The following is a 21389-nucleotide window of genomic DNA, read 5'->3' as shown; positions in this document are numbered from 1 at the left end:
GTGGCGCGCGCAGTTGGTCACCATTCCCGGCGTCGGCGCGAGGTCCCGTACGGGTCCTGGCGGCCGGGTGAGGGCTTGGGCGGGGTGCTGTAGGCGTTTCGGGGACTCGCCGGTGGGGCGGCCGGGCCCCGATGCGGGGTCGGGCTCCGGCGACTGCCCGGCGCAGCGGGCGGGCTCTCGTAACGGCCCGGGGTGCCGACGGCCGGTCGGCCCGATGTGCCGGAGTACGCGGCGGGCTGCTCGCGGGCGGTGTCCGAGCCCGTGACGGGGTGGCGGGCGAAGGACTGGTCCCAGTTGCCCTCGCCCATCACCAGCAGCGGGTCGAACATCACGACGACCCCGGCCAGTACCAGGAAGACGATCGGCCCCAACAGCATCGGAAGCAATAAGGAGTTGGGCGAGTCGCCCGACCATGCTCCGCCGCTGCCGTGCAGATGGACGCTCATGGCGGCCATGCCCGTGTAGTGCATCCCGGTCACGGCCACGCCCATCACCAGGCTGGCGCCCAGGCTCGTCAGGAAGCCCCGGATGGAGACGGCCGCCCACAGGGCCGCCGTCGCGGCGACGATGGCGATCACCACGGAGAGCGCGACCATGGCCGTGCGGTACTCGATCGTGCCGTTCAACTCCAGGGCCGCCATGCCCAGATAGTGCATGGCGGCGACTCCGAGACCGGTGATGACACCGGCCGCGGACAGTGTGCCGGTGGTGGCGCCGCGGTAGCCGACGGCGAACACACCGATGCCGACCACGACGATCGACACGGCCAGACTCAGCACCGTGAGGCCGACGTCGTAGCCGATCCGGGTCTCCTCGACCTGGAAACCGATCATCGCGATGAAGTGCATCGTCCAGATGCCGCTACCGATCGCTGTCGCGCCGAGCGCGAGCCAACCCGCCTTCCACGACTGTTGGTTGTGCAGGGACCGCACCACGCAGCGCAGTCCCAGAGCCCCTCCGAGACAGGCCATCAGATAGGCCGCCACCGGGGTCACCGCACCATAACGAAACCCGTCGATCGTGCCTTGCATGAGCCAACTCCCCCCAGAGTTCTGGCTTCTTGTGGGGGGAGTATGTATGGATCGAGGCCCGGCCGCGCAACCTTTTCACACCGGAAGTCGACTAACTCTCAGCTTTCGGGAGGCTACTTCGGTCGCAACGGGGTTGATACGGGGACAGAAGCGGTCAGGGCTGTTGCGGCTTGTCGCGGTCGATGAAGTCGTTGGCCTTGTCCTGCGCCATGTCGACCTGCTTGGCGTGCTTGCTGCCCGTGCGGTCGTCGATCATGTCTCCCGCCCGGTCCACGCCTTGCTTGGCCTTGTCGGGGTGCTGACCCAGCATTCCCTTGACCTTGTCCATGAACGACATGGGTGTCCTCCTTCGGACGTGCGTTGGCCCTCCCAGCATCCCCCGGCTTCCCGCGAGCCGCATGTCGGTACGTCCCGAGGTGCGTCCCGGCGGCCCGGACGAGGGTCATACCGCGCAGGTCGGGGCGGGTTCGGCCGCATCCGTGTCGCGGGCCTCGCGGGTAGGGGACACGGCGAGCAGAAGAGCCTGGAGAACCGCCCCGGACAGGCCCACCCACAGGGCGAACCGGTAGCCGACCCGGTCGGCGAGCAGACCGCCCAGCGGTGCCCCGACCGCCACCATTCCCCAGTTGAACGAGCGGATCGTGGCGTTCATCCGCCCGCGCAGCCGGTCGGGAGTGACCGCCTGGCGGTAGCCCATCTCCACGGGACTCTCGACCGAGATCGCGAAGGAGACGACGAAGAAGGCCGACGACACCGAGGCCAGGGCCCACGGCCCGCGCTGGGCGAGGACCAGGGGCAGCCAGCCGACGGCGGCGAGGAGACGGCCGGCGATCAAGGTGACGGCGACATCGAACCTCCGCGCCACCCGCGCGGACAACGCGCCGCCCAGCACACCGCCGAGGCCCGCGCAGGCATACGCCACACCCAGACCGAAGTCCCCGACCCTCAGCTCACGCAGCGCGAAGACCACGAAGACCGTACTCACGACGGTGTTGAACAGAAGCATCAGATGCGAGGTCAGCGCGATGGACGCCAGGGTGCGACGGCGGTAGACCCAGGCCACCCCCTCACGCAGTTCGCGGACCACACCGAGCCGCGCGCCTCGATCGGGCACGGGATCGTGGGCCCGCACCGAGCCGAGCAGCAGGCCGGACACCAGATAGCTGACGGCGTCCACGAGCACGGCGAGCGGCGCGCCGACGAGCCTGATCAGCACGCCGGCGATCAGCGGCCCGGTCGACCCGGCCGCCGCGTCGGCCTGCCCCACCCGGGCATAACCCGCGTTGAGAAGCTCCTTGGGGACGAGCCGCGGCACGTAGGAATGGTTGGCCGCGTCGAAGAACAGACAGAGCGTCCCGAAGGCGAAGACGCACGCGCACAGTGCGGCGATGCCGAGCCGGTCAAGGGCGTACAGCAGCGGGATCGCACCGAGCAGGGCGGCCTTGCCGAAATCCATCGCCACCATCACCGGCCTGCGCCGGCACCGGTCCACCAGCACCCCCGCCACCAGGCCGAACAGCAGATAGGGAGCCCAACGGGCCGCGCTGACCAGCCCCACCTCCGTGGCGGACGCGCCCAGGGTGACGGCGGTCAGGATCTGCAGCGCGAGCCCCGATATCTGCGAACCGAACGCCGAGACCGCCGAAGCGGTCCAGAACCGTACGTACCCAGGAACCTCCACCAGGCGCGACATGATCGGACCGTATCAGCGAAGTGCGGGTGGGCCGGGGGGTGTTGGCGGTCCTGCGTGCCGGGAGGCGACGGCGTCGCCCGGTCCCGGAACCGATCACGCGAGGAACGCCGTCGCCACCGCCGTTCCCGCCCGCAGCGCGGCGACCGGATCGGCCGCCTCGTCCAGTTCGATGAGCACCGTGCCGGCGCCGGGGGTGCGGGACATCGCGTCGGCCCAGCCCTTCCAGTCCACGATGCCCGTGCCCAGCTCGGTCATGTACGGCTGCTGCCGGGCGAAGACCGTTTCGTCGATGGTGAGTTCGACATCGATGGGCTTGACCGCGTCCTTCCAGTGGGCGAGGGCGACGCGGGGTGAGTGACGGCGGGCAACGGCCACCGGGTCGCCTCCGCCGAGTGCGATATGACAGGAGTCCGGGCACAGCCAGACATAGCGCGGATCGGTCAGTGCCATGAACAGATCGATGTCACGCTCATACCAGAGCGTGCTGTTGGACTCCGTGTGGAAGGCGAGCTTCACGCCCTGCCGGGAGACGGCCTCGCCCACCGCGTGGGCGAGGCCGGCCATGCGGGTCATGTACGCGGCGTCGACGAAGAAGGGCGGCCGGGTCCCGAACGTCGTCCGCATGGGCAGTCCCGCGACGAGGAGTTCCGCCCCCATGTCGGCCAGGAAGGCCGCGCGTCGCTCGGCGTCGGCGACGATCGCGGGCAGGTTGTCGGCGTCCCGCCAGTCCGGGCAGTCGCTCCCCGCGATGAACGCGCTCACGACGGACAGTCCCCTGGCCGCCAGTTCGCGGCGGAAGGCCGGCGCGCTGCCGAAGGCCCGTAGCGCCGACTCGATGTCGCCCGGCGCGAAGGTGAGTTCGAGGCCCGTGACACCGGCCTCGGCCAGCGCTGCCATCACCCGGTCCCAAAAGGCCCCGGGGTTCGCCGAAGCCCAGTCGCGCACCGCGTCCGCGGAGGCCAGGCCCCAGAAGTCGGGGTGGTAGAACGTGACCACGTCGGTCGCGAAGCGCGGAGTCACTCGGCACCGCCGCGGGCGTTGTAGACGACGATGCCGTCGGCCTCGTCGACGGCATCGCGATAGTTCCGGAACACGGCCAGCGCCTCGTCCCGAAGCACGTCCCCCACGACCTCGATGCCGCGGGCCTCGAACTGCTCGGCCCAGTCCGCGCCGAGCGGGCCCTCGTCGAAGGTGGTGATCTCCTCCAGTTCCGGACCCTCGCCCGCGACCACCAGTCCGCGCACCCCGGACCACATGGTGGCGCCGTAACACTGGACACAGGGGCGCCAGTTGACGACCAGTTCGTGGGTCGGGAGGCCGGTGGCGCCGAGGTCCCAGCCGCCGGTCGCCGTCTGGGCGAGACCGAGCGCCACGACCTCCGCGTGTGCGCTGGAAACGCCGGAGGAGAGAACGACGTTCACGCCCACCGAGACGATCCGGCCGGTGTCGCGCTCGGCGACGAGGGCCGCGAACGGACCCCCGTCGCCCTCCCGCCAGTTGCGGTCCGCGAGCCGGTGCACCAGACGCATCCGGTCCTCGCGGCCGGGGACGACCGGCGGCACGTCCGCCAACTCGTCGTCGATCCACGCGGGCAGGGCCACGCGGTACTCCTTGGCTGTCGTGATCACGGTCGAACTTCCTTTCAGCGCGCGGCGAGCGGCACGGTGCGGGTGGTGACGGCACGGGCGGTCCGTACGGCGGTCACCGCGCCCGTCAGGGTGACGTTGGCGGCCATCGCCGTGGGGATCACGCCGGTGCCGGCGACGAACAGGTTGTCGAACCCCCACACCCGGCCGTCCGGGTCGCACACGCTGGACCCGTCGTCGGCGGTGCCCGACCGGACGGTGCCGGTGAGGTGCAGGGACGAGCCGGGCGGGAGCAGGGCGAGTTCGGTCCCGGCGTCGAAGCGGCCGAACTCCTCGGCCAGTGAACGGGTTTCGGCCAGTGCCCGGTCGATCAGCGCGCGGTCGGTCCCGGAGTAGTCGAACTCGACGCCGATCCGCGGAAGTCCGGCGAGGTCGGTGTGCGACTCCGAGAAGACGAGCCGGTTCTCGGGGCGCGACTCGACGGGCACGAGCAGCGCCAGACCCACGGCATGGGCGAGCGGGCGGCCGTTCCCGTCGACGTACGTCCGGTTCATGATCTGGCCGTGGAACGGCTGTGCCGCCCCGTTCCGCGGCAGCCAGAGCGAGTCCGTGCTGAACTCGCCGGTGCGCGGCAGGGGCAACTCGTCGAGGGCGATGCCGAACCGGTCGAGGTCGAGCAGGACCTGGGCGGTGATGAACGCGTGCTCGTTCAGGTACCGGCCCAGTGCCTCGGGGCGGATCCCCGAGGCGAACAGCAGTTGCGGGGTGCGCAGTGCGTCGGCGCACACGATCACCGTGCCCGCGTGGAGTTCGGACTCCGTGCCGTCGGCGACGGTGCGCAGCCGGGCGCCCCTCACTCGCCCCTCCGCGACGATCAGTCGGGTGGCCAGCGTGCCGGTCATCAGGGCGAAGGCGGGGTCACCGCCGGCCGCGATCGGCGGGAAGATCGTCCCCGGTGCCGTGCGCGGCATGGGGCCCGAGGCCGTAGCCGTGACGGCCATCGGCATCGGCTGCGGGCGCCGGTCGCCGGGTGCGGTGTCGTCGTAGCGGCGGCGCAGTACGTCGAGTACGGTCCGGCCGACCCCGGTCGGGCCGATGGGGGAGGGCGTGACGGCCAGCAGACGGCGTGCGGTATCGACGTCGGCCGCCCAGCGGTCCGGGTCGCCGAAGTCGAACACCTCGTCCCCGGCGGGCCACGGGGTCGCGGCGGTCCAGTGCACGCCCATGCCCCCCGCGTTCCACGCGAGCGCCGACGCGGGCATCGCCTCGGCGTCCTCCCCGAAGGTGAGCGCGTGGAACATGCCGGGCGTCAGGTCGGCGAGGCTGTCCGCGACCTCGTGCACCACCTCGGCACCGGTGTACATGGCCTGGATGCCGGAGTCGACCTGCTCGTTGTACCGCGACCACAGGGCCGGGTCGGCGACGTCGTGCAGATGCAGCCCGGGTGCCTCGCCGATCGCGCTGCCGCCGTCGACCATCGTGACGGTCAGCCCCGGATCGCTGTCCCGCAACAGCCGGGCCACGACGGAACCCATGATGCCGCTGCCCACGATGAGGACGTCGGTGTACGGGGTGTCGGTCACTGGAAGACTCCAAAGTCGTTTGCTGTGGGGAGAGTTACGCGCCGGTGACCAGCGGGCCGAACAGCTCGGTGTCCATCCGGTCGAGTGCCAGCTTCACGGCGCCGATCAGCGCGGCGTCGCGGCCCAGGCCGGTGGCCCGGAGTTCGATCGCGGGGGTTCGGGCGGCGCGCATCGCCTCGCGCACCCGGGGCAGCAGCACGTCGGCCGCGTCCTCCAGACCGCCGCCCAGCACGATGAGCGAGGGCGCGACCGTCCACGACAGGGTGGTGAGGATCGAGGCGATGTTCTCGACGAACTCGTCGACCTCGGCGAGTGCTCCCGAGTCCCCGGCCCGAGCCGCCTCGAAACGGGCCAGCGCCACCTCGCTTCGGGCCGCCTCCGGTGAAGTCAGCCAGGCCACGGGGCGGTCCTGGATCGTGCCGGTCGGGATCGACCGCGCCTCGACGATCTCACCGGCGGCACCGTCCAGACCCCGGTGCACGGCCCCTCGGATCAGGATGCCGAGACCGGCCCGGTTGCCGAGGATCGCCCATACGACGTTGTCGTGGTCACCGGCCACGCCCCGCCAACGCTCCGCCAGCGCACCGAGGTTGGAGTCGTTGTCGGCGAACCAAGGCATCCGGACCCGCCGACCGAGTTCGGCGGGCAGATGTACGCCCTCCCAGCGCGTGGTGTGCACCAGTCGTCGTACGACACCTTCGTCGTCGATGGCGCCACCGCTCGCCACCGCACCGGCGCGCAGCCGGTCCGGGGAGCCGCCCGCGTCGGCGAGGGCCTCGCGCACCAGGGCCGCCGCGTCGTCGAGTGTGGTCTCCGGGTCCTGGTAGGCGCGCAGCGGGCGATGTGCCCGGCCGACGATGCGGCCGCGTACGTCCGCGATGACCGCCGAGGCGTCCGCGGTGTTGATGCAGACCGCCGCCAACAGGGCGTGTTCGGCACGCAGTTCGTATCGCCGGGCGGGGCGTCCGGCACTGCCGCTGGTTGGTATCCGCTCCAACTCGGCCACCCAGCCCGCCTCGACGAGCGAGTCCAGGATCAGCTCGATCGTACGGCGGGACAGACCCGCCCCCTCGGCGAGCGCGGTGAGCGTCGTCGGCCCCGCCGACACCGCGAGCGCGCGCAGGACGACCGAGGTGTTGACGCGCCGCACGGCGCTCTGGTTCATCCCCGACATCGACACCCCTCCAGCCCGCACGGTCGCCGTCGTCTCCGTCACCGCATTCCCGATCCGGCGATGCCCTGCACGAAGTAGCGCTGGAGGAACAGGAAGAGCACGAGGACCGGCAGCATCACGACGATCGCGCCGGCGAGGACGAGGCCGTAGTCGGTGACGTGCTGGGCCGCCTGGCTGGTGGCGGCGAGGCCGACCGGCAGGGTGTAACTCGACGTGCTCTGGGCCACGATGAGCGGCCAGATGAAGTTGTTCCACGAGTTCAGGAACGACATGATCGTGATGGTGGCGACCGCCGGCCCGGCCAGCGGCAGGAAGATCCGGAAGAAGATCCGGAACTCGCCGGCGCCGTCGATGCGCGCCGCCTCCAGCAGTTCGTCGGGGACCGACTGCGCGTACTGCCGCATGATGAACACCGACAGCGGCAGCGCCACGCCGGGCAGCGCGATCCCGGTGAGAGTGTCGGCGAGACCCATGTCGACGGTGATCACGAACTGGGTGACGAACACCGTCGTGAACGGCACCATCATCGCGGCCATCACCGCGCCGAACGCGAGCCGCCTGCCCGCGAATTCGAGCTTGGCGAGGGCGTATCCGGCGGCCGACGCCGCCACGATGTTGCCGATCACCACCATGAGGGCGACCAGGACACTGTTCGTGAGGAACCGTCCGAAGCCTTCGGTCCGGAACAACCGGACGAAGTTGTCGGGCGTGACGTGCCGCGGCAGCCACGCGCCCGGGTCGGAGCGGATCTCGTCGAGGCCGCGCAGCGAGCCGCTGACCACCCAGAAGAAGGGCAGCAGCGTGAGCAGCGCGCACAGCACCAGCGCGCAGTACAGCAGCGGGCGGGCGACGGACCGTGCGCGTACGGCGAGGCGGTCCTCGGTGGCGCTCAGGTCGGCGTCGTTCAACGACGTGGCTACGGCGGTCACGGTCATGTGCGGGGCCTCAGCAGTCGGAACTGGACGGCACTCACCAGCAGGACGAGCAGCAGCATCACGAAGGACGCGGCCGAGGACATGCCCAGCTGGCCGGACCCGAACTGGTGGTAGGTGTACAGGGACACGGACTCGGTCGACCCCAACGGGCCACCGTCCGTGAGGAGATAGGGCTCGTCGAAGACCTGGAGGTAGAACACGGTCAGCAGTACCGACACCATGAGGGTGGTGGGCAGCAGGAGTGGCAGGGTGATGTGCCTCAACTGCCGCCATCTGCCCGCTCCGTCGAGCGCGGCGGCCTCGTACACGTCCTCCGGTACGGCCTGCAGTCCGGCGAGGAACAGGACCATCGCGGTGCCGAAGTTGCGCCAGACGCCGAGCAGGATCACCACGGGCATGGCGAGGTGCGGGTCGTCCAGCCAGTTCGGTCCGGCGAGGCCCACGGCTCCCAGCGCCTTGTCGACGGTGCCGCCCGAGTTGAAGGCGTACTGCCAGATCAGGGCGACCGCGACGACGTTGGTGACGACCGGTGCGAAGAAGACCGTACGGAACACCCCGCGCAGCCGCCGGATCCCGGAGTTCAGCGCCACGGCCAGCCCGAAGCCGATCGCCGTGGTCAGCGGCACACCGACGGCGACGAAGACGGCGGTGTTCAGGATGTCCCGCAGGAACGTCGGGTCCTGGAACAGGCGCAGGTAGTTGTCCAGGCCGGTGAAGTCGACCGCGAGCGGGTGGCGCAGGTCGGAGCCGCGCAGGTCGGTCAGGCTGAACCCGAGGGCGGCCACCGTGGGGATCGCGGTGTAGAGCAGGAACACGACGGCGAACGGAGCGAGAAAGAGCCACGCGACCGCCGTACGCCGGTAACGGCCCGCTCCGCTCCGCGGTCCGGGGACGAGCGTGTTGGTCATGCGTGGCTCACTCCGCCCCGGTGCCGAGGCTCTTGGCGTAGGCCTGGATGTTCGCGGCGGCCTTCTCGGCGGTCTGCGTGCCCTTGGCCACGGTCTCCATCTCCTTGCCCAGCCGGGTGGCGACCTGCTGCCACGTACCCACCTGTGGGAAGGCCTTGGTGTTCTTGAGCTGGGTGAGGAAGGCGTCGAGGAGCGGCTGTTTCCTGATGGCCGGGTCGTTCCAGGCGGAGACAACGGCCGGCAGCGAGCCGTACGCCGAGTACTGCGCGACCTGGGTGCCCGGCTTCGAGACGTGGCGCACGAGCTTCCACGACGCGTCCGTGTTCCGGCTGTCCGCGAGGACGCCCCAGCTGCCTCCGGCGGAGAAGGAGGTACTGCCCGAGGCGCCGGCCGGCAGCGGTGCCGTGGCGACGTGGGCCGTCGTCCAGCCGGTCTTCTTCGCGGCGGTGTCGAGCTGCCCGATCACCCACGGGCCGGTGATCATCGTGGCGGTCTTCCCGGACACGAAGTACGGCTGGGCGTCGAGGAAGGTGGGGGTCGCGGTGTCGGCGGAACCCGAGGTGAAGAACGACGCGTTGTACTTGAGGGCGTCGACCACCGCCGGTGTGTCGAGGGTCCAACCGCCGTCGGAGGACAGCAGGTTGCCGCCCGCCTGCCAGGCGTACATCGCCACGTCCTGGCCGTTGAAGATGTCCCAGCCGTTGTCGGCCCCGAGCGCGTGTACGGCTCCGGCACCCTGCAATGCCTTGAAGAACGGCACCATTTCGGCCCAGGTGGCCGGTGCCGCGACGCCCGCCTTCTTCGCGAGGTCGGCGCGGTAGACGAGTGCGTACGTGTAGGCGTACCAGGGCACCGTGTAGGCGACGCCCTTCACCACACCCGCGTCCCACAGGCTCTTGAAGAACGCGCCGGAGTCGACGAGTCCGTGCGGCACGGGCCGCAGGATCGACGGGTCGAGGAACTGCGCCTGGGACTCGGGGAAGAACTGGGCGACATCGGGGCCCTTGCCCGCCGCGATCGCGGCCTGGAGCTTCGTGTAGTACTCGGAGTTCGGTATCAGCGTGAACTTCAGCGTGACGTCCGGGTTCGCCGACTCGAAGGGCTTGAGCACCTTGGCGAGGACGTCGGCGTCACCCTGGGCGGCCCAGACGTCGACGGCGCCGGTGGCGGGCTTGTCGTCGACCGACTCGGCGGAAGCCTTCGCGGTGGCGGTGTCGCCGCGACCACAGCCCGCGAGGGCGAGGCTGCCGAGCAGAGCGGTACCGGCGGACAGTCTGAGGACGCCGCGTCGGGAGGGATCGGACACTCGGGGCTCCTGTCTCATGGGGCGCTGAGGACAGTGGAGGGATTTCCGGGATTCCGGAGATTTTCGGGGAAAGCAGCGTTATCGGTCCGTCGACCGCGATGCGGCTGTTGGGACCTCTGTGGCTGTCTGCGACGTTAGGAAGGGTCTGTTTCGCCGGCGTGGCTCAGCCGTCACGAATAATTTCGGAACTTGTAGCGAAATCCCTGACAGAGGGAAAACCCTTGAGTGCCCGTGACCTGCGTGACATGGACGGGTCAACGCTGTCATCCTCCACGCAGCCACCCCCACGGATCCTCCACGGATTGGTCAAAGTTCCCCCAGTCCCGCACGGCTCAGCTCTGCCCGGACAGCAGACCCGGCTGCCCGGTCTGTCACCGACCGCGTCCGCGGTCGTCGCAGGAGGAGTACGAGTGAGACGCATTCCCCGTAAGCGGATGGCGGTAGGAGCCCTGGTCTCCACCGCCGCCTTCCTGGCCGTCGGCATCCAGTCGGTGCCCGCGACCGCGAAGCCCGCGTCCCCCCACCCGAGTCCGCTGCTCACCGGCAGCCTGGAGGCGAAGCTCACCCCGGCCCAGCGCGCCGCCCTGGTGAAGAGCGCCGCCGCGAAGAGCGCGACGACCGCCCGCACTCTCGGCCTCGGCGCCAAGGAGAAACTGGTCGTCAAGGATGTCGTCAAGGACAACGACGGCACCGTCCACACCCGCTACGAGCGCACCTACGCCGGTCTCCCCGTGCTCGGCGGCGACCTCGTCGTGCACACCCTGCCCGCCACGCGGGCGACCGGCACGGTGAGCGCGACCTTCAACAACAAGCACACCCTCAGGGTCCCGTCGACCACCGCGTCCATCGCCAAGTCGGCCGCCGAGACCAAGGCTCTGACGACCGCCAAGGCCCTCGACGCCAAGGCGCCGAGCACCGACAGCGCCCGCAAGGTCATCTGGGCCGGTGACGGCACCCCGAAGCTCGCCTGGGAAACGGTGATCGGCGGCTTCCAGGACGACGGCACCCCGAGCCAACTGCACGTGATCACCGATGCCACCACCGGCAAGGAACTCTCCCGGTTCCAGGGCATCGAGACCGGCACCGGCAACACCCAGTACAGCGGCACGGTCTCGCTGAGCACCACGCTGTCCGGCTCGACATACCAGCTCTACGACACCACGCGCGGCGGCCACAAGACGTACAGCCTCAACAACGCCACCTCCGGCACCGGCACGCTGATGACGGACGCCGACGACGTCTGGGGCACCGGCGCGGGCTCCAACACCCAGACGGCCGGCGCCGACGCCGCCTACGGCGCTCAGACGACCTGGGACTTCTACAAGAACACCTTCGGCCGCAGCGGCATCAAGAACGACGGTGTCGCCGCGTACTCGCGCGTCCACTACAGCACGGCGTACGTCAACGCCTTCTGGGACGACAGTTGCTTCTGCATGACGTACGGCGACGGGTCCGGCTCCACCCACGCGCTGACCTCGCTGGACGTGGCCGGCCACGAGATGAGCCACGGCGTCACCTCCAACACCGCCGGGCTCAACTACACCGGTGAGTCAGGTGGGTTGAACGAGGCGACCTCCGACATCTTCGGCACCGGTGTCGAGTTCTACGCCAACAACAGCAGTGACGTCGGTGACTACCTCATCGGCGAGAAGATCGACATCAACGGCGACGGCACACCGCTGCGTTACATGGACAAGCCGAGCAAGGACGGCGGCTCCGCGGACAGTTGGTACTCCGGCGTCGGCAACCTCGACGTCCACTACTCCTCGGGCCCGGCGAACCACATGTTCTATCTGCTCTCCGAGGGCAGCGGCACCAAGGTCATCAACGGCACCACCTACACCAGCACCACCTCCGACGGCGTGGCAGTCGCCGGTATCGGCCGGGCCGCCGCCCTGCAGATCTGGTACAAGGCGCTGACGACGTACATGACGTCCAGCACCAACTACGCCTCGGCGCGCACCGCCGCCCTGAACGCGGCCGCCGCGCTGTACGGCACAAGTTCCGCGCAGTACGCGGGAGTCGGCAACGCCTTCGCGGGCATCAACGTCGGCAGCCACATCACCGTGCCGACCAGTGGTGTCACGGTGACCAACCCGGGCAGCCAGTCCTCCACCGTCGGCACCGCGGTGAGCCTCCAGGTCTCGGCCAGCAGCACCAACAGCGGTTCGCTGACGTACGCGGCGACCGGACTGCCGACCGGCCTGTCGATCAGCAGTTCCACGGGCGCCATCACCGGTACTCCGACGACGGCGGGCACCTACAGCACCACGGTGACCGTCACCGACAGCACCGGGGCGAGTGGCACCGCGTCCTTCACCTGGACCGTGAGCTCCAGTGGCGGGGGAGGCACGTGCACCTCGACGCAGTTGCTGGGCAACGCGGGCTTCGAGTCGGGCAACACGACCTGGACCGCGAGCAGCGGAGTCATCACCAACGACACCGGCCAGGCCGCGCACGCCGGCTCGTACTACGCCTGGCTGGACGGCTACGGCTCGACCCACACCGACACGCTGACCCAGTCGGTGGCCGTACCGAGCGGCTGCAAGGCGACGCTCACCTTCTATCTGCACATCGACACGGCGGAGACGACCACCAGCACCGCGTACGACAGGCTGACGGTCACCGCCGGCTCGACCACCCTGGCCAGCTACTCGAACCTCAACCAGGCCACCGGGTACGCGCAGAAGACCTTCGACCTGTCCTCCTTCGCCGGCACCACCGTGGCGTTGAAGTTCAGCGGCGTCGAGGACTCCTCGCTGCAGACCAGCTTCGTCGTCGACGACACGGCACTGACGACCAGTTGATCAACATGAACCATCCGATCCACCCGTGAGCCCGGCACCCCGCACGCGCTCCCAGGCGTGCGGGGTGTTCGGGTTCCGGTTTCCCTCAGCTCAGCGGGTCCAGGGTCAGATAGGCCTGTTGCGGGTTGCCGTCGTTGACCAGGGACTCCTGGGCGCCTACGTCGTCGAACGCGAACGCGTACGCCTTGCCGTCGGCCATCTGCGCGTGGATCTTGCGGGCGTAGTGGTTGGTCACCACGTCCTTGTAGAAGTTCGCCGTGGTGGTGTCCGGCTGGTTGGGGTTGACCAGCAGTGTGGAGCGGTTGAAGCCCGCGCACAGGGTGCGCGAAATCGGCCCGCGCACCAGGTCGTTCGGTGCGTCGAGGTACTTGTAGCAGCCGAAGATGCTGGCCGCGTCCGGCTTCTGGAAGCTGGTGACGACCGCTCCGGCGCTGTTGGTGAAGTTCATGACGTTGCCCGACACCCGGCCGTAGTACTTCGTGTTCGGCTGGTCGGCGAACGGCGTCACGGTCAGCGTCGACGTCGAGTACTTCGACCAGACGCGGTTGACATAGTCGTCCATCACGGTGCTCGGCAGGGCTCCCGTCTCCACTCCGTATCCCGGTGAGAGCGCTCGCAGGACGGTGCCGTCGGACCGGGTCTGGATCAGGTTGGCCCAGCCGCCGGGCTGTCCGCGCAGGGCGTTGAAGAACCCGGTGTACCCGCCGGACTTGAGGTGTCCGGTGGAGGCCGTGGTCCCGTCGGCACGCTGCACCCCGACCGCGTAGGGCGCCGAGAACATGTCCACCTGGGTGCTGTTGATCCACAGCCCGGAGTCGTTCAGCGTGTACTCGGACCAGTTGAAGAGGATGTCGCGGTTGGGGTCGGTCGGATTCTGCACCGCGGGCTGCACCAGACCGCCGGTGGTCAGCTTGAAGACGAGCTTCTGGCCGTAGGAGAAGTAGATGCGGCCCGAGAACTTCGGGATGCGGATGGTCTTGGACTGTCCGGCGGCCGGCCCCGGGATCGACGCGTCGGGTGCGGGGGTGGGCGGGTTGCCGCCGGCCGGCCAGGCGTGGAACGTGCCGTCGGCGTCGGCCCAACCCTGCTGGCCGGTGGCCAGGTTGGTGCCCAGGTCGTAGACGTAGACCGCGTCGCCGCGGCCCGAGTTGTTGGTGATCTTCAGCGGGATGGTGGCGGGCACCGCGGCGTCCGCCGTCAGTGGTGTCGCCAGCGCGAGCATCGTGGCCACCGCGGTCGCGGCACCCATGCGACGCATGAGTCGGATGAGCACTCCTCACCTCCGTGTGGGGGGTGTACGAAATTGGTCCGTACCTATCTGAGAGCGCTCTCAGAGTCGCGCCGAGACACGTCCATGTCAATGCGATGAACGAAAGGCGCCCACGGCAACTCACGCCGTGGGCACCCGGGTTGGATCAGAGGGGAGCAGTCTTCGATCAGAAGGTGCGCTTCAACAGGTCGAGCAGCGCGGCCCAGTGACGCTCGTCGGCCTCCGCGTCGTACGACGAGGTGTCGGCCTGCGTGTAGCCGTGCTGCGCGCCCGGGTAGACCTCGCAGCGGTGCCGGACGCCCGCCGCGCTGAGCGCCTCCTCGAACCGCTTGATCTGCTCCTCGGGCAGCGAGTGGTCCTGGTCGGCGTGGCCGAAGTAGACCTCGGCGGTGATGTGTTCGGCGGCCAGGTGCGGGCTGTCCGGGGCGTCGGTGGCCAGCCGCCCGCCGTGGAATCCGGCCGCCGCGGCCACCCGCTCCGGGTAGGCACCGGCGGTGTACAGCGCGAGCCGGGCGCCCATGCAGTACCCGGTGATCGCCACCGGCCCGTCTACGACCAGCGGCGAGTCCGCCAGCCAGCGCAGATAGGCGCCGGCGTCCCGCTTGAACAGGTCGGGCTGCCGGGCAAGGCCCATGATCAGCGGACCGACCTTCTCGAAGATCTCCGGACGCGCCTCGGGATCGATGAACTCGGGCAGCTCGACCACCGGCGCGCGGCCGTGCCGGTAGAACACGTTCGGCACGAGGACCGTGTAACCGGCCCCGGCCAGCCGGTCGGCCATCGACCTCAGGTGCGGGCGCAGCCCGAAGGCGTCCTGGTAGAGCAGCACGGCCGGACGGGGGCGCTCATCGCCGGAACGCACCAGATAGGCGTCGGCGATGCCGTCCTCGGTGGGAATGTCCACGGCTGTGCCCTGTACGGCGGTCATGGCGTGGGGTGCCTCCCAGCGGTTCGGCGCCGGGCCACCTGCCGGTCCGGCGCGGCGTGTCCGATCATCGTGGCACGCCGGATCATGGGCCCGTCGCCGGGGTCACTCGAAGCGGGAGACGTCCCCCGCCCCCTTCCGGACGATCTCGGCCTCGCCGCTGGAGAAGTCGATGACCGTGGTCGGCTCCGTGCCGCACTCCCCGGAGTCGACCACCGCGTCCACCACGTGGTCGAGCCGGTCCTTGATCTCCCAGCCCTGGGTCATCGGCTCCTCCTCCTCGGGCAGGAGCAGAGTGCTGGACAGCAGCGGCTCGCCCAGCTCGGCGAGCAGCGCCTGGGTGACGACATGGTCGGGGATGCGGACGCCCACGGTCTTCTTCTTCGCGTTCAGCAACTGGCGCGGCACCTCCCTCGTCGCCGGGAGGATGAACGTGTAACTGCCGGGCGTGGAGGCCTTGATGGCGCGGAACACGTCGTTGTCGATGTGCACGAACTGGCCCAGTTGGGCGAAGTTCTGGCACACCAGCGTGAAGTGGTGCCGGTCGTTCAGATGCCGGATCTGACGGATCCGCTCCAGGCCGTCACGGTTGCCGAGCTGGCAGCCCAGCGCGTAGCAGGAGTCGGTCGGGTACGCGATCAGCGCACCCGAGCGCACACTGTCCGCGACCTGCGAGATGGTGCGCGGCTGCGGGTTGTCGGGATGCACGTCGAAGTACTTGGCCACCCGCCGAGCTTATGCCGTGCCCGCGCGGGTCGCCGCGCGGGCCCCGTCCGACGCCCGATTCGCCGGGCGTACCCCGGCGAATCGGGGGAAGCCGACGAGAGCGCTCGGGACTCTCCCCCGAACCCGGGCAGGACCGGCTCCGCCCGCGGCTCCCTCCGAGGCCGCGGCGGGGCGGTTCCACCGCCCACCGACCGGGTGTCCGGCTCAGCCGTGCAGTTGGACCGGTACCTCCTGCCAGCCGAAGGCGATGAACGACGGCACCTGGCGCAGCTCGTCCGCGTCGACGGCGAGCCGGGCGTCCGGGAAGCGTTCGAAGAACGCGGGCAGCGCGGTGAGGGCCTCCACCCGGGCGAGCGGCGCGCCGATGCAGCGGTGCACGCCGATGCCGAAGGCCAGGTGGTCGTCGGCTCCGCGGGTGGCGTCGAAGTCGTCCGCGTCGGGGCCGTAGCGCGCGGGATCGAGCCCGGCCGCGGCGATCGTGGTGAGGATGGCGTCCCCCGCCGGCACGGTGACCTCGCCGATCCTGAGGTCGCTGACCGCGAACCGCAGCGGCAGCGAGGCGATGGACGGGTGGACGCGCAGGGTCTCGTCGACGACCGCGTCCCAGCCGATCTTCCCGGCGCGTACGGCGGCCAGTTGCTCGGGGCGCCCCAGCAGGGCGACGATCGCGTTGCCGATCAGGTTGACCGTCGTCTCGAAGCCTGCGCCGATCACCAGCAGCAGCGTGTACAGCAGTTCCTCGTCGCTCAGCCGGTCGCCGTCCTCGTCGCGCACCCGGATCAGTTCGCTGGTGAGGTCGTCGCCGGGATGCTCGCCGCGGTGGGCGATCAGCGCGGGCAGCACCGTGCCGATCTGGTGCTGCACGGACGACGCGTGCTCCGGGGACGGGTCGGAGGTGTCCATGATGGCCGCGATCAGCCGCCCGGTGTCGTCCACCAACTCCTCGGGCACACCGAACAGTTCGCAGATGATCCGCATCGGCAGGGGGTGGGCGAGCGCCGCCTTGATGTCGACCACCTCGGCGTCACCGGCCGCCACCGTGTCGAGCAGTTCCGCCGTGATCGCCTCCACCCGGCTCCGCATCGCCTCGGTGCGCCGGTGCGTGAAGCTCGGCGCGACGAGCTTGCGCAGCCGTGTGTGGTCGGGGCCGTAGGCGGAGAGCATGTTGGTCACGCCGATCCAGCTCATGACCCAGGCCCAGGAGGGGTGTTCGCCGATCTCGGGCCAGAGTTTCCAGTGCAGCCGGGGGTCCTTGCTGACCTGGGGGTCGAGCATCAGTCGCTTCAGGGTGTCGTGGTCGGTGGGCGCCCAAGCGGGGATACCGCCGGGGAGTTCGACGGGCACGATCGGGCCGAGGGCACGCAGCCGGGCGCTCTCGGCGGCGATGTCGGCGCCGAACGGGTCGAGCGCGATGCGGTCAGTCACGGTCACGACAGGTCTCCTGGCTGGTCGGGGGAGCGGGGGCTGAACCGGACGGGCAGAGACGTCAGCGAGCGGTGGAAGGGACCGGGCCGCCAGGTCAACCGCTCGCGCGGCAGGACGGTTTGGAGGTCGGGCAGCCACAGTGTGAGCCGCTCGATCGCCTCCGTCGCGATGAGCAGCGTGTGCTGTTTGACCGGGCAGGCGTGCGGGCCCGCCGACCACGACAGGTGCGAGGCGTCCTTGGGATGCCGGCCGCTGACCACCTCCTGCTCGGCGAAGTGGGCGAGCGCACCGTACGAGACGACGACCGGTACGGCCGGTCTGATCCACACACCGTGGAACGTGACGGGCGAACGGGCGTAGTGGATGCCGTAGTTGGCGAGCGGTGTCTCGTGGTGCAGGACCTCCGCCACGGCGTCCATGACCGGGCGGGCCCCACTGGTCAGGGTGGAGTAGTAGACCGAGGTGCCGAGGATGCGGGACAGGGCGTTGGACACCAGGTTCGCGGTCGGCTCGTGGCCCGCGCCGAGGGTGAGGAACACCTGCCAGGTGACCTCCTCCGGACTCAGCCCGGCCGGATGGTCCAGGAGCCAACTGGGGAGGTCGTCGCCGCGTAACTCGGCCTTGGCCGCGATCAGTTCGAGGACATAGCCGCCGAACTCGGCCTCGCCCTCGGCCGCTTGGGCGCCGCCCTCCATCATCATGCCCAGCGCACGGTCCAGCCGCTCGCTCTGGCTGTCGGGCAGCCCGAAGAGACTGTTGAACACCAGCGCCATCAGCGGCCGGGCGAACTCGCCCACCAGATCGGCCTCTCCACGTGGCCCGATCCGGCTCACCAGCACATGCACCGCCCGGTGTACCCGCGCCCGCAGGTCGTGTGGCTCGATCCGCTCGAAGGTGTCGATCAGCGTGGCACGGTAGCGGACATGCGCGGTGCCGTCCGCGAACAGGGAGTTGGGCCGCCAGCGCATCATCCCGAGGACCGGCGAGTCCTCGGCGACCGTCGTCTCCCACGGCCGGGGATCGTGCGAGAACGTGTCGGTGTCGCGCAGCAGGTCCAGCGCGGCCCGCCGCTCGGTGACCACGTACGCCGGTACGTCCGGGGCGAGTTCGGCCCAGCCCACCGAGCCCTGGGCGCGCAGGGCCGCGTAGTAGCCGTAGGGATCCCGCGCGAAGCCGTCCTCCCACAGTCGGACGGGACGCGTGAGGGGAGTGGCGGTCACCTGTGCTCCGGAGGGTCGCGGTCGATCAGATGCTGGACCAGGGACAGCAGGGCGTCGATCGACGAGTTCGCGTCCCGGGCGTCACAGGTCACCAGCGGGGTGCCCGGCGCCAGGTCCAGGGCCGCCCGCAGTTGTTCCTCGGTGTGCTGCCGGGGCGCGTCCGGGAAAGTGTTGAAGGCGACGGCGTACGGCAGCCCGCTCTCCTCCACCAGCCCGAGCACGTCGAACGAGGCGTCGATCCGGCGGCCGTCGACCAGGACGAGCGCCCCGAGCGCGCCGTACGCGATGTCCTCCCACAGCGCCCGGAACCGCTCCTGCCCGGGCGTACCGAACAGATACAGCACGACCCCTCCCGGCAGACTGATCCGCCCGAAGTCGATCGCGACGGTCGTCGTCGACTTCTCCCGCACCCCGTCGAGATCGTCCACGTGGACGGACGCCTCGGAGAGCCGCTCCTCGGTGTGCAGCGGGCGGATCTCGGACACGGAGTCGATCAGGGTCGTCTTGCCCACCCCGAACGGGCCCGCGACCAGGATCTTCACCAACTCGCGTGCGGTGTCCGGCAGATGGATGCCGCTAGGGGTGCTTGAGGGCGCGTAGGCCATCGGCCACTCTCTTCAGCAGGTCGGGGTCGAAGCGTTCGGCGGGCGGGATCGGGGCGCGGGCGAGCACCAGGCTCCGGTCGAGGAGACCGGCGGCCAGGACCCGCACCGCGGACACCGGCAGCTCCAGCAGGGCCGCCGTCTCCAGCACCGTCAGCGAACCGCCGTGCAGGGCGTCCAGCAGGGCGAGTTGAGCGGCGGGCAGACCGGCCGGGACGGGCTCGCCGCTGCCGCTGAGCACGGTCAGCCGCTCCAGTTGGGGGCGGCTCGGCCGGGCCACACCGCCGGTCGACAGATACGCGGGAACCAGAGGACGGCCGCCGCGGCGGCCGCTCACGCCGGTGCGCCGCCGTCGACCCCCCGTGGAGCGGAGGCCATCGCCTTCTCTCCCAGCCGCGCCACCTGCGAATGCACCCGATGCGCCAGCAGGTCGAGACGCACCTCGCCGTCGCCGTAGGCCGCCACACAAGTCCCGTGATCCGTCGGGACGATGAGGACGTACCCGTGGTCGGACTCGATGACCACCTGCCGAATCTCGGCCGTCTCCCGGTCCGCGAACGCTGCCGCGGCGGTCCGACACGCCCCCTGCACCGTGCTGGTGATCGCGGCCACCCGCTCGCCCGAGGCCTGGGACAGCGCGTCGGTGTACCCCCGCACCAGCCCGTCCCGGGTCAGCAGCACCGCGGCCACCACGTGCGGCACCTCCAGGATCGGATCGAGCACCCACGCCGTGTCGCCCCCATCGCGGCTGGTCATCTGGCCGCTCCCCCCTCGTAGTCGTTGTGATCGAGCCGACCGATGTCGTGCGCTCCAAATGCCCCTGGTTCTACGGGTTCTAAGGGCCTCTCTCCTACGGCCGTCCCGGCGCCGTCGCTCGCGGCGCGCGCGGCGGCGGTGCCGGACTGGAGGGCGCCAAGTGCGGCGGCGGCCTGTTCCGGGCGGCGCTCCGGCAGCGGTGCCTCCGGCGCGGCCGGCGCGGTGACCGGGGTACGCCGACGTCGGCGCGGCAGGCCTCCGGCGTCGGGTACGGCCTGGTGTTGCCCGGGCCCGTCGGCCCCGGCGCGCTCCGAGCCGTAGGAGTGGGCAGGTGTGGGGGCGGGTGCGGGGTCCCGGCGGGTCGAGCGCGGGGCGCCGGCCGCGGGCGGCCGCCGCTCGGGGTCGATACGGCTGAGGAGATGGCTGTCGATCCGCAGGACCGCGCGCACGCCACCGTAGGGAGAGGGCGACGACACATCGACGCCGAGGTCGAACTGCCGGGTCAGCCGGCCGATCGCCGCGAACCCCATGCGGGGCGGGTCGCCCAGGTCGGTGAGGAGGATCGGGTCGGAACCGGCCACCATCCGCCGGGCGTTGTCCCGTTCGTCCTGGGTCATGCCGAGCCCCGCGTCGTCGACGGTGACGCAGGCGCCGTGATGCACATGCTCCAGGTTGACCACGACGTCGGTGTCCGGCGCGGAGTGCCGCAGCGCGTTGTCGAGCAGCTCGGCGACGATGATGGCCACCGGTTCGACGGCGTGCGAGACGAGTGCGGTGCCCGCTTCGAGATGGTTGTGCACCCGCACCCGGTGGTATCCGGCGAGCCGCGCCTGGCCGCCGGTCACCGCCTCCACGAGATGTGACTCCTCACGCGCGAGTCCGACCCAGGCCCCGCACACGACCGCCGTCACCTGCGCGCGGCGCAGCGACTGCTCGTTCTCGTGGTCCAGCATGAACAAGGTCTGCGTCAACTCGGGGTCGTCGTACCGCTGTTGCAGCGCGCGCAGAGCGTCCTGCAAGCGGTACAGCGCGGCCTGGATCTCCCGGGTCGCGCCTCGCATCCCGGCCTGTGCGGCGGCGTCGACGCGGGTGCGCTGCGCGCTGAGCTCCGAACGCAGCGCGCTCAGCACGTTCTCCAGGGCGATCCCGAGCGGCGAACCGATGAACTGCGGCTGCGCGGGCCCCGGCACGGCGACCCCCGGATGGGTCAACTGCCGTGCGGCGGCCGGAACTCGTTGCACCGCGAGATGCTCGACCTCGGCCGCCAACGCCGCCTGGACACCGTGGAGTCGGTCCCGCAGGTCGGCGATCTCCTCGCGTTGCAGGGCACGTTGACGCCGTGACCGCAGCAGCCCGGCACCGAGCACGAGCGCGGACAGCGTGCCGGCGGTGAGCGCACCGGTCACCAGGTCCGGTAAATCGGTCATCGAATCGAGTCCAAG

General features: G+C 70.3%; 20 protein-coding genes. 1 reads left to right on the top strand and 19 read right to left on the bottom strand.

From position 1 onward, the window contains the following. Positions 1 to 17: 17 nt before the first annotated feature. The 10 genes from ABZT04_RS21430 to ABZT04_RS21385 form a co-directional block, all read right to left on the bottom strand. Positions 18 to 1031, bottom strand: a complete 1014-nt coding sequence (locus ABZT04_RS21430) for an MHYT domain-containing protein (RefSeq protein WP_356058367.1) — start codon at positions 1029 to 1031, stop codon at positions 18 to 20. A 154-nt stretch (positions 1032 to 1185) separates the two neighbouring features. After that, complete coding sequence (locus tag ABZT04_RS21425; RefSeq protein WP_356058365.1) at positions 1186 to 1368, bottom strand: antitoxin; 183 nt, start codon at positions 1366 to 1368, stop codon at positions 1186 to 1188. Between the two features lie 105 nt (positions 1369 to 1473). Beyond that, on the bottom strand, positions 1474 to 2724 hold the full coding sequence (locus ABZT04_RS21420; protein ID WP_356058364.1) for an MFS transporter: 1251 nt from the start codon (positions 2722 to 2724) through the stop codon (positions 1474 to 1476). A 93-nt stretch (positions 2725 to 2817) separates the two neighbouring features. Further along, positions 2818 to 3744 carry a sugar phosphate isomerase/epimerase gene (locus tag ABZT04_RS21415; RefSeq protein WP_356058362.1) on the bottom strand — a complete coding sequence of 309 codons (927 nt, stop codon included), beginning with the start codon at positions 3742 to 3744 and terminating at the stop codon, positions 2818 to 2820. Then, positions 3741 to 4352, bottom strand: a complete 612-nt coding sequence (locus ABZT04_RS21410) for a nucleoside deaminase (protein ID WP_356058361.1) — start codon at positions 4350 to 4352, stop codon at positions 3741 to 3743. The genes ABZT04_RS21415 and ABZT04_RS21410 overlap by 4 nt, the downstream gene beginning before the upstream one ends. 14 nt (positions 4353 to 4366) lie before the next feature. Continuing rightward, positions 4367 to 5893, bottom strand: a complete 1527-nt coding sequence (locus ABZT04_RS21405) for a GMC oxidoreductase (protein WP_356058360.1) — start codon at positions 5891 to 5893, stop codon at positions 4367 to 4369. Positions 5894 to 5927: 34 nt separating this feature from the next. Continuing rightward, complete coding sequence (locus ABZT04_RS21400) at positions 5928 to 7058, bottom strand: ROK family transcriptional regulator (protein ID WP_356058559.1); 1131 nt, start codon at positions 7056 to 7058, stop codon at positions 5928 to 5930. 47 nt (positions 7059 to 7105) lie between these two features. Beyond that, positions 7106 to 8002 (bottom strand): carbohydrate ABC transporter permease, encoded by an 897-nt coding sequence (locus ABZT04_RS21395; protein WP_356058358.1) that lies wholly within the window; start codon positions 8000 to 8002, stop codon positions 7106 to 7108. Beyond that, complete coding sequence (locus ABZT04_RS21390) at positions 7999 to 8910, bottom strand: sugar ABC transporter permease (RefSeq protein WP_356058356.1); 912 nt, start codon at positions 8908 to 8910, stop codon at positions 7999 to 8001. Before ABZT04_RS21390 ends, ABZT04_RS21395 begins: the two co-directional genes overlap by 4 nt. 7 nt (positions 8911 to 8917) lie before the next feature. Then, positions 8918 to 10216 carry an extracellular solute-binding protein gene (locus ABZT04_RS21385; protein WP_356058355.1) on the bottom strand — a complete coding sequence of 433 codons (1299 nt, stop codon included), beginning with the start codon at positions 10214 to 10216 and terminating at the stop codon, positions 8918 to 8920. 434 nt (positions 10217 to 10650) lie between these two features. On the opposite strand from ABZT04_RS21385, the gene ABZT04_RS21380 reads away from it, so the two are divergent. Then, positions 10651 to 13023 (top strand): M4 family metallopeptidase, encoded by a 2373-nt coding sequence (locus tag ABZT04_RS21380; protein WP_356058558.1) that lies wholly within the window; start codon positions 10651 to 10653, stop codon positions 13021 to 13023. An 85-nt stretch (positions 13024 to 13108) separates the two neighbouring features. Here ABZT04_RS21380 and ABZT04_RS21375 read toward each other — a convergent pair whose 3' ends face one another. The 9 genes from ABZT04_RS21375 to ABZT04_RS21335 form a co-directional block, all read right to left on the bottom strand. Then, positions 13109 to 14281 carry a glycoside hydrolase family 64 protein gene (locus ABZT04_RS21375; protein ID WP_356058353.1) on the bottom strand — a complete coding sequence of 391 codons (1173 nt, stop codon included), beginning with the start codon at positions 14279 to 14281 and terminating at the stop codon, positions 13109 to 13111. 178 nt (positions 14282 to 14459) lie between these two features. Next, positions 14460 to 15221, bottom strand: a complete 762-nt coding sequence (locus tag ABZT04_RS21370; protein ID WP_356058351.1) for a dienelactone hydrolase family protein — start codon at positions 15219 to 15221, stop codon at positions 14460 to 14462. A 102-nt stretch (positions 15222 to 15323) separates the two neighbouring features. After that, complete coding sequence (locus ABZT04_RS21365; RefSeq protein ID WP_356058350.1) at positions 15324 to 15944, bottom strand: L-threonylcarbamoyladenylate synthase; 621 nt, start codon at positions 15942 to 15944, stop codon at positions 15324 to 15326. Between the two features lie 204 nt (positions 15945 to 16148). Then, positions 16149 to 17375 (bottom strand): cytochrome P450, encoded by a 1227-nt coding sequence (locus tag ABZT04_RS21360; RefSeq protein WP_356058348.1) that lies wholly within the window; start codon positions 17373 to 17375, stop codon positions 16149 to 16151. Next, entirely contained in the window at positions 17372 to 18589 is a 1218-nt protein-coding gene (locus ABZT04_RS21355) for a cytochrome P450 (RefSeq protein ID WP_356058347.1), read from the bottom strand. The genes ABZT04_RS21360 and ABZT04_RS21355 overlap by 4 nt, the downstream gene beginning before the upstream one ends. Continuing rightward, positions 18586 to 19194, bottom strand: a complete 609-nt coding sequence (locus tag ABZT04_RS21350; RefSeq protein ID WP_356058346.1) for an ATP/GTP-binding protein — start codon at positions 19192 to 19194, stop codon at positions 18586 to 18588. The genes ABZT04_RS21355 and ABZT04_RS21350 overlap by 4 nt, the downstream gene beginning before the upstream one ends. After that, positions 19166 to 19528, bottom strand: coding sequence for a DUF742 domain-containing protein (locus ABZT04_RS21345; protein WP_356058344.1), 363 nt, complete (start codon positions 19526 to 19528; stop codon positions 19166 to 19168). The genes ABZT04_RS21350 and ABZT04_RS21345 overlap by 29 nt, the downstream gene beginning before the upstream one ends. Beyond that, on the bottom strand, positions 19525 to 19947 hold the full coding sequence (locus ABZT04_RS21340) for a roadblock/LC7 domain-containing protein (RefSeq protein ID WP_356058343.1): 423 nt from the start codon (positions 19945 to 19947) through the stop codon (positions 19525 to 19527). The genes ABZT04_RS21345 and ABZT04_RS21340 overlap by 4 nt, the downstream gene beginning before the upstream one ends. Further along, positions 19944 to 21374, bottom strand: coding sequence for an ATP-binding protein (locus ABZT04_RS21335; protein WP_356058342.1), 1431 nt, complete (start codon positions 21372 to 21374; stop codon positions 19944 to 19946). The genes ABZT04_RS21340 and ABZT04_RS21335 overlap by 4 nt, the downstream gene beginning before the upstream one ends. Positions 21375 to 21389 lie beyond the last annotated feature (15 nt).

It is taken from the genome of Streptomyces sp. NPDC005492 (genome assembly GCF_040605995.1).
Classification (GTDB): Bacteria; Actinomycetota; Actinomycetes; order Streptomycetales; family Streptomycetaceae; genus Streptomyces.
This window is presented reverse-complemented; position numbering and strand designations above follow the sequence as displayed.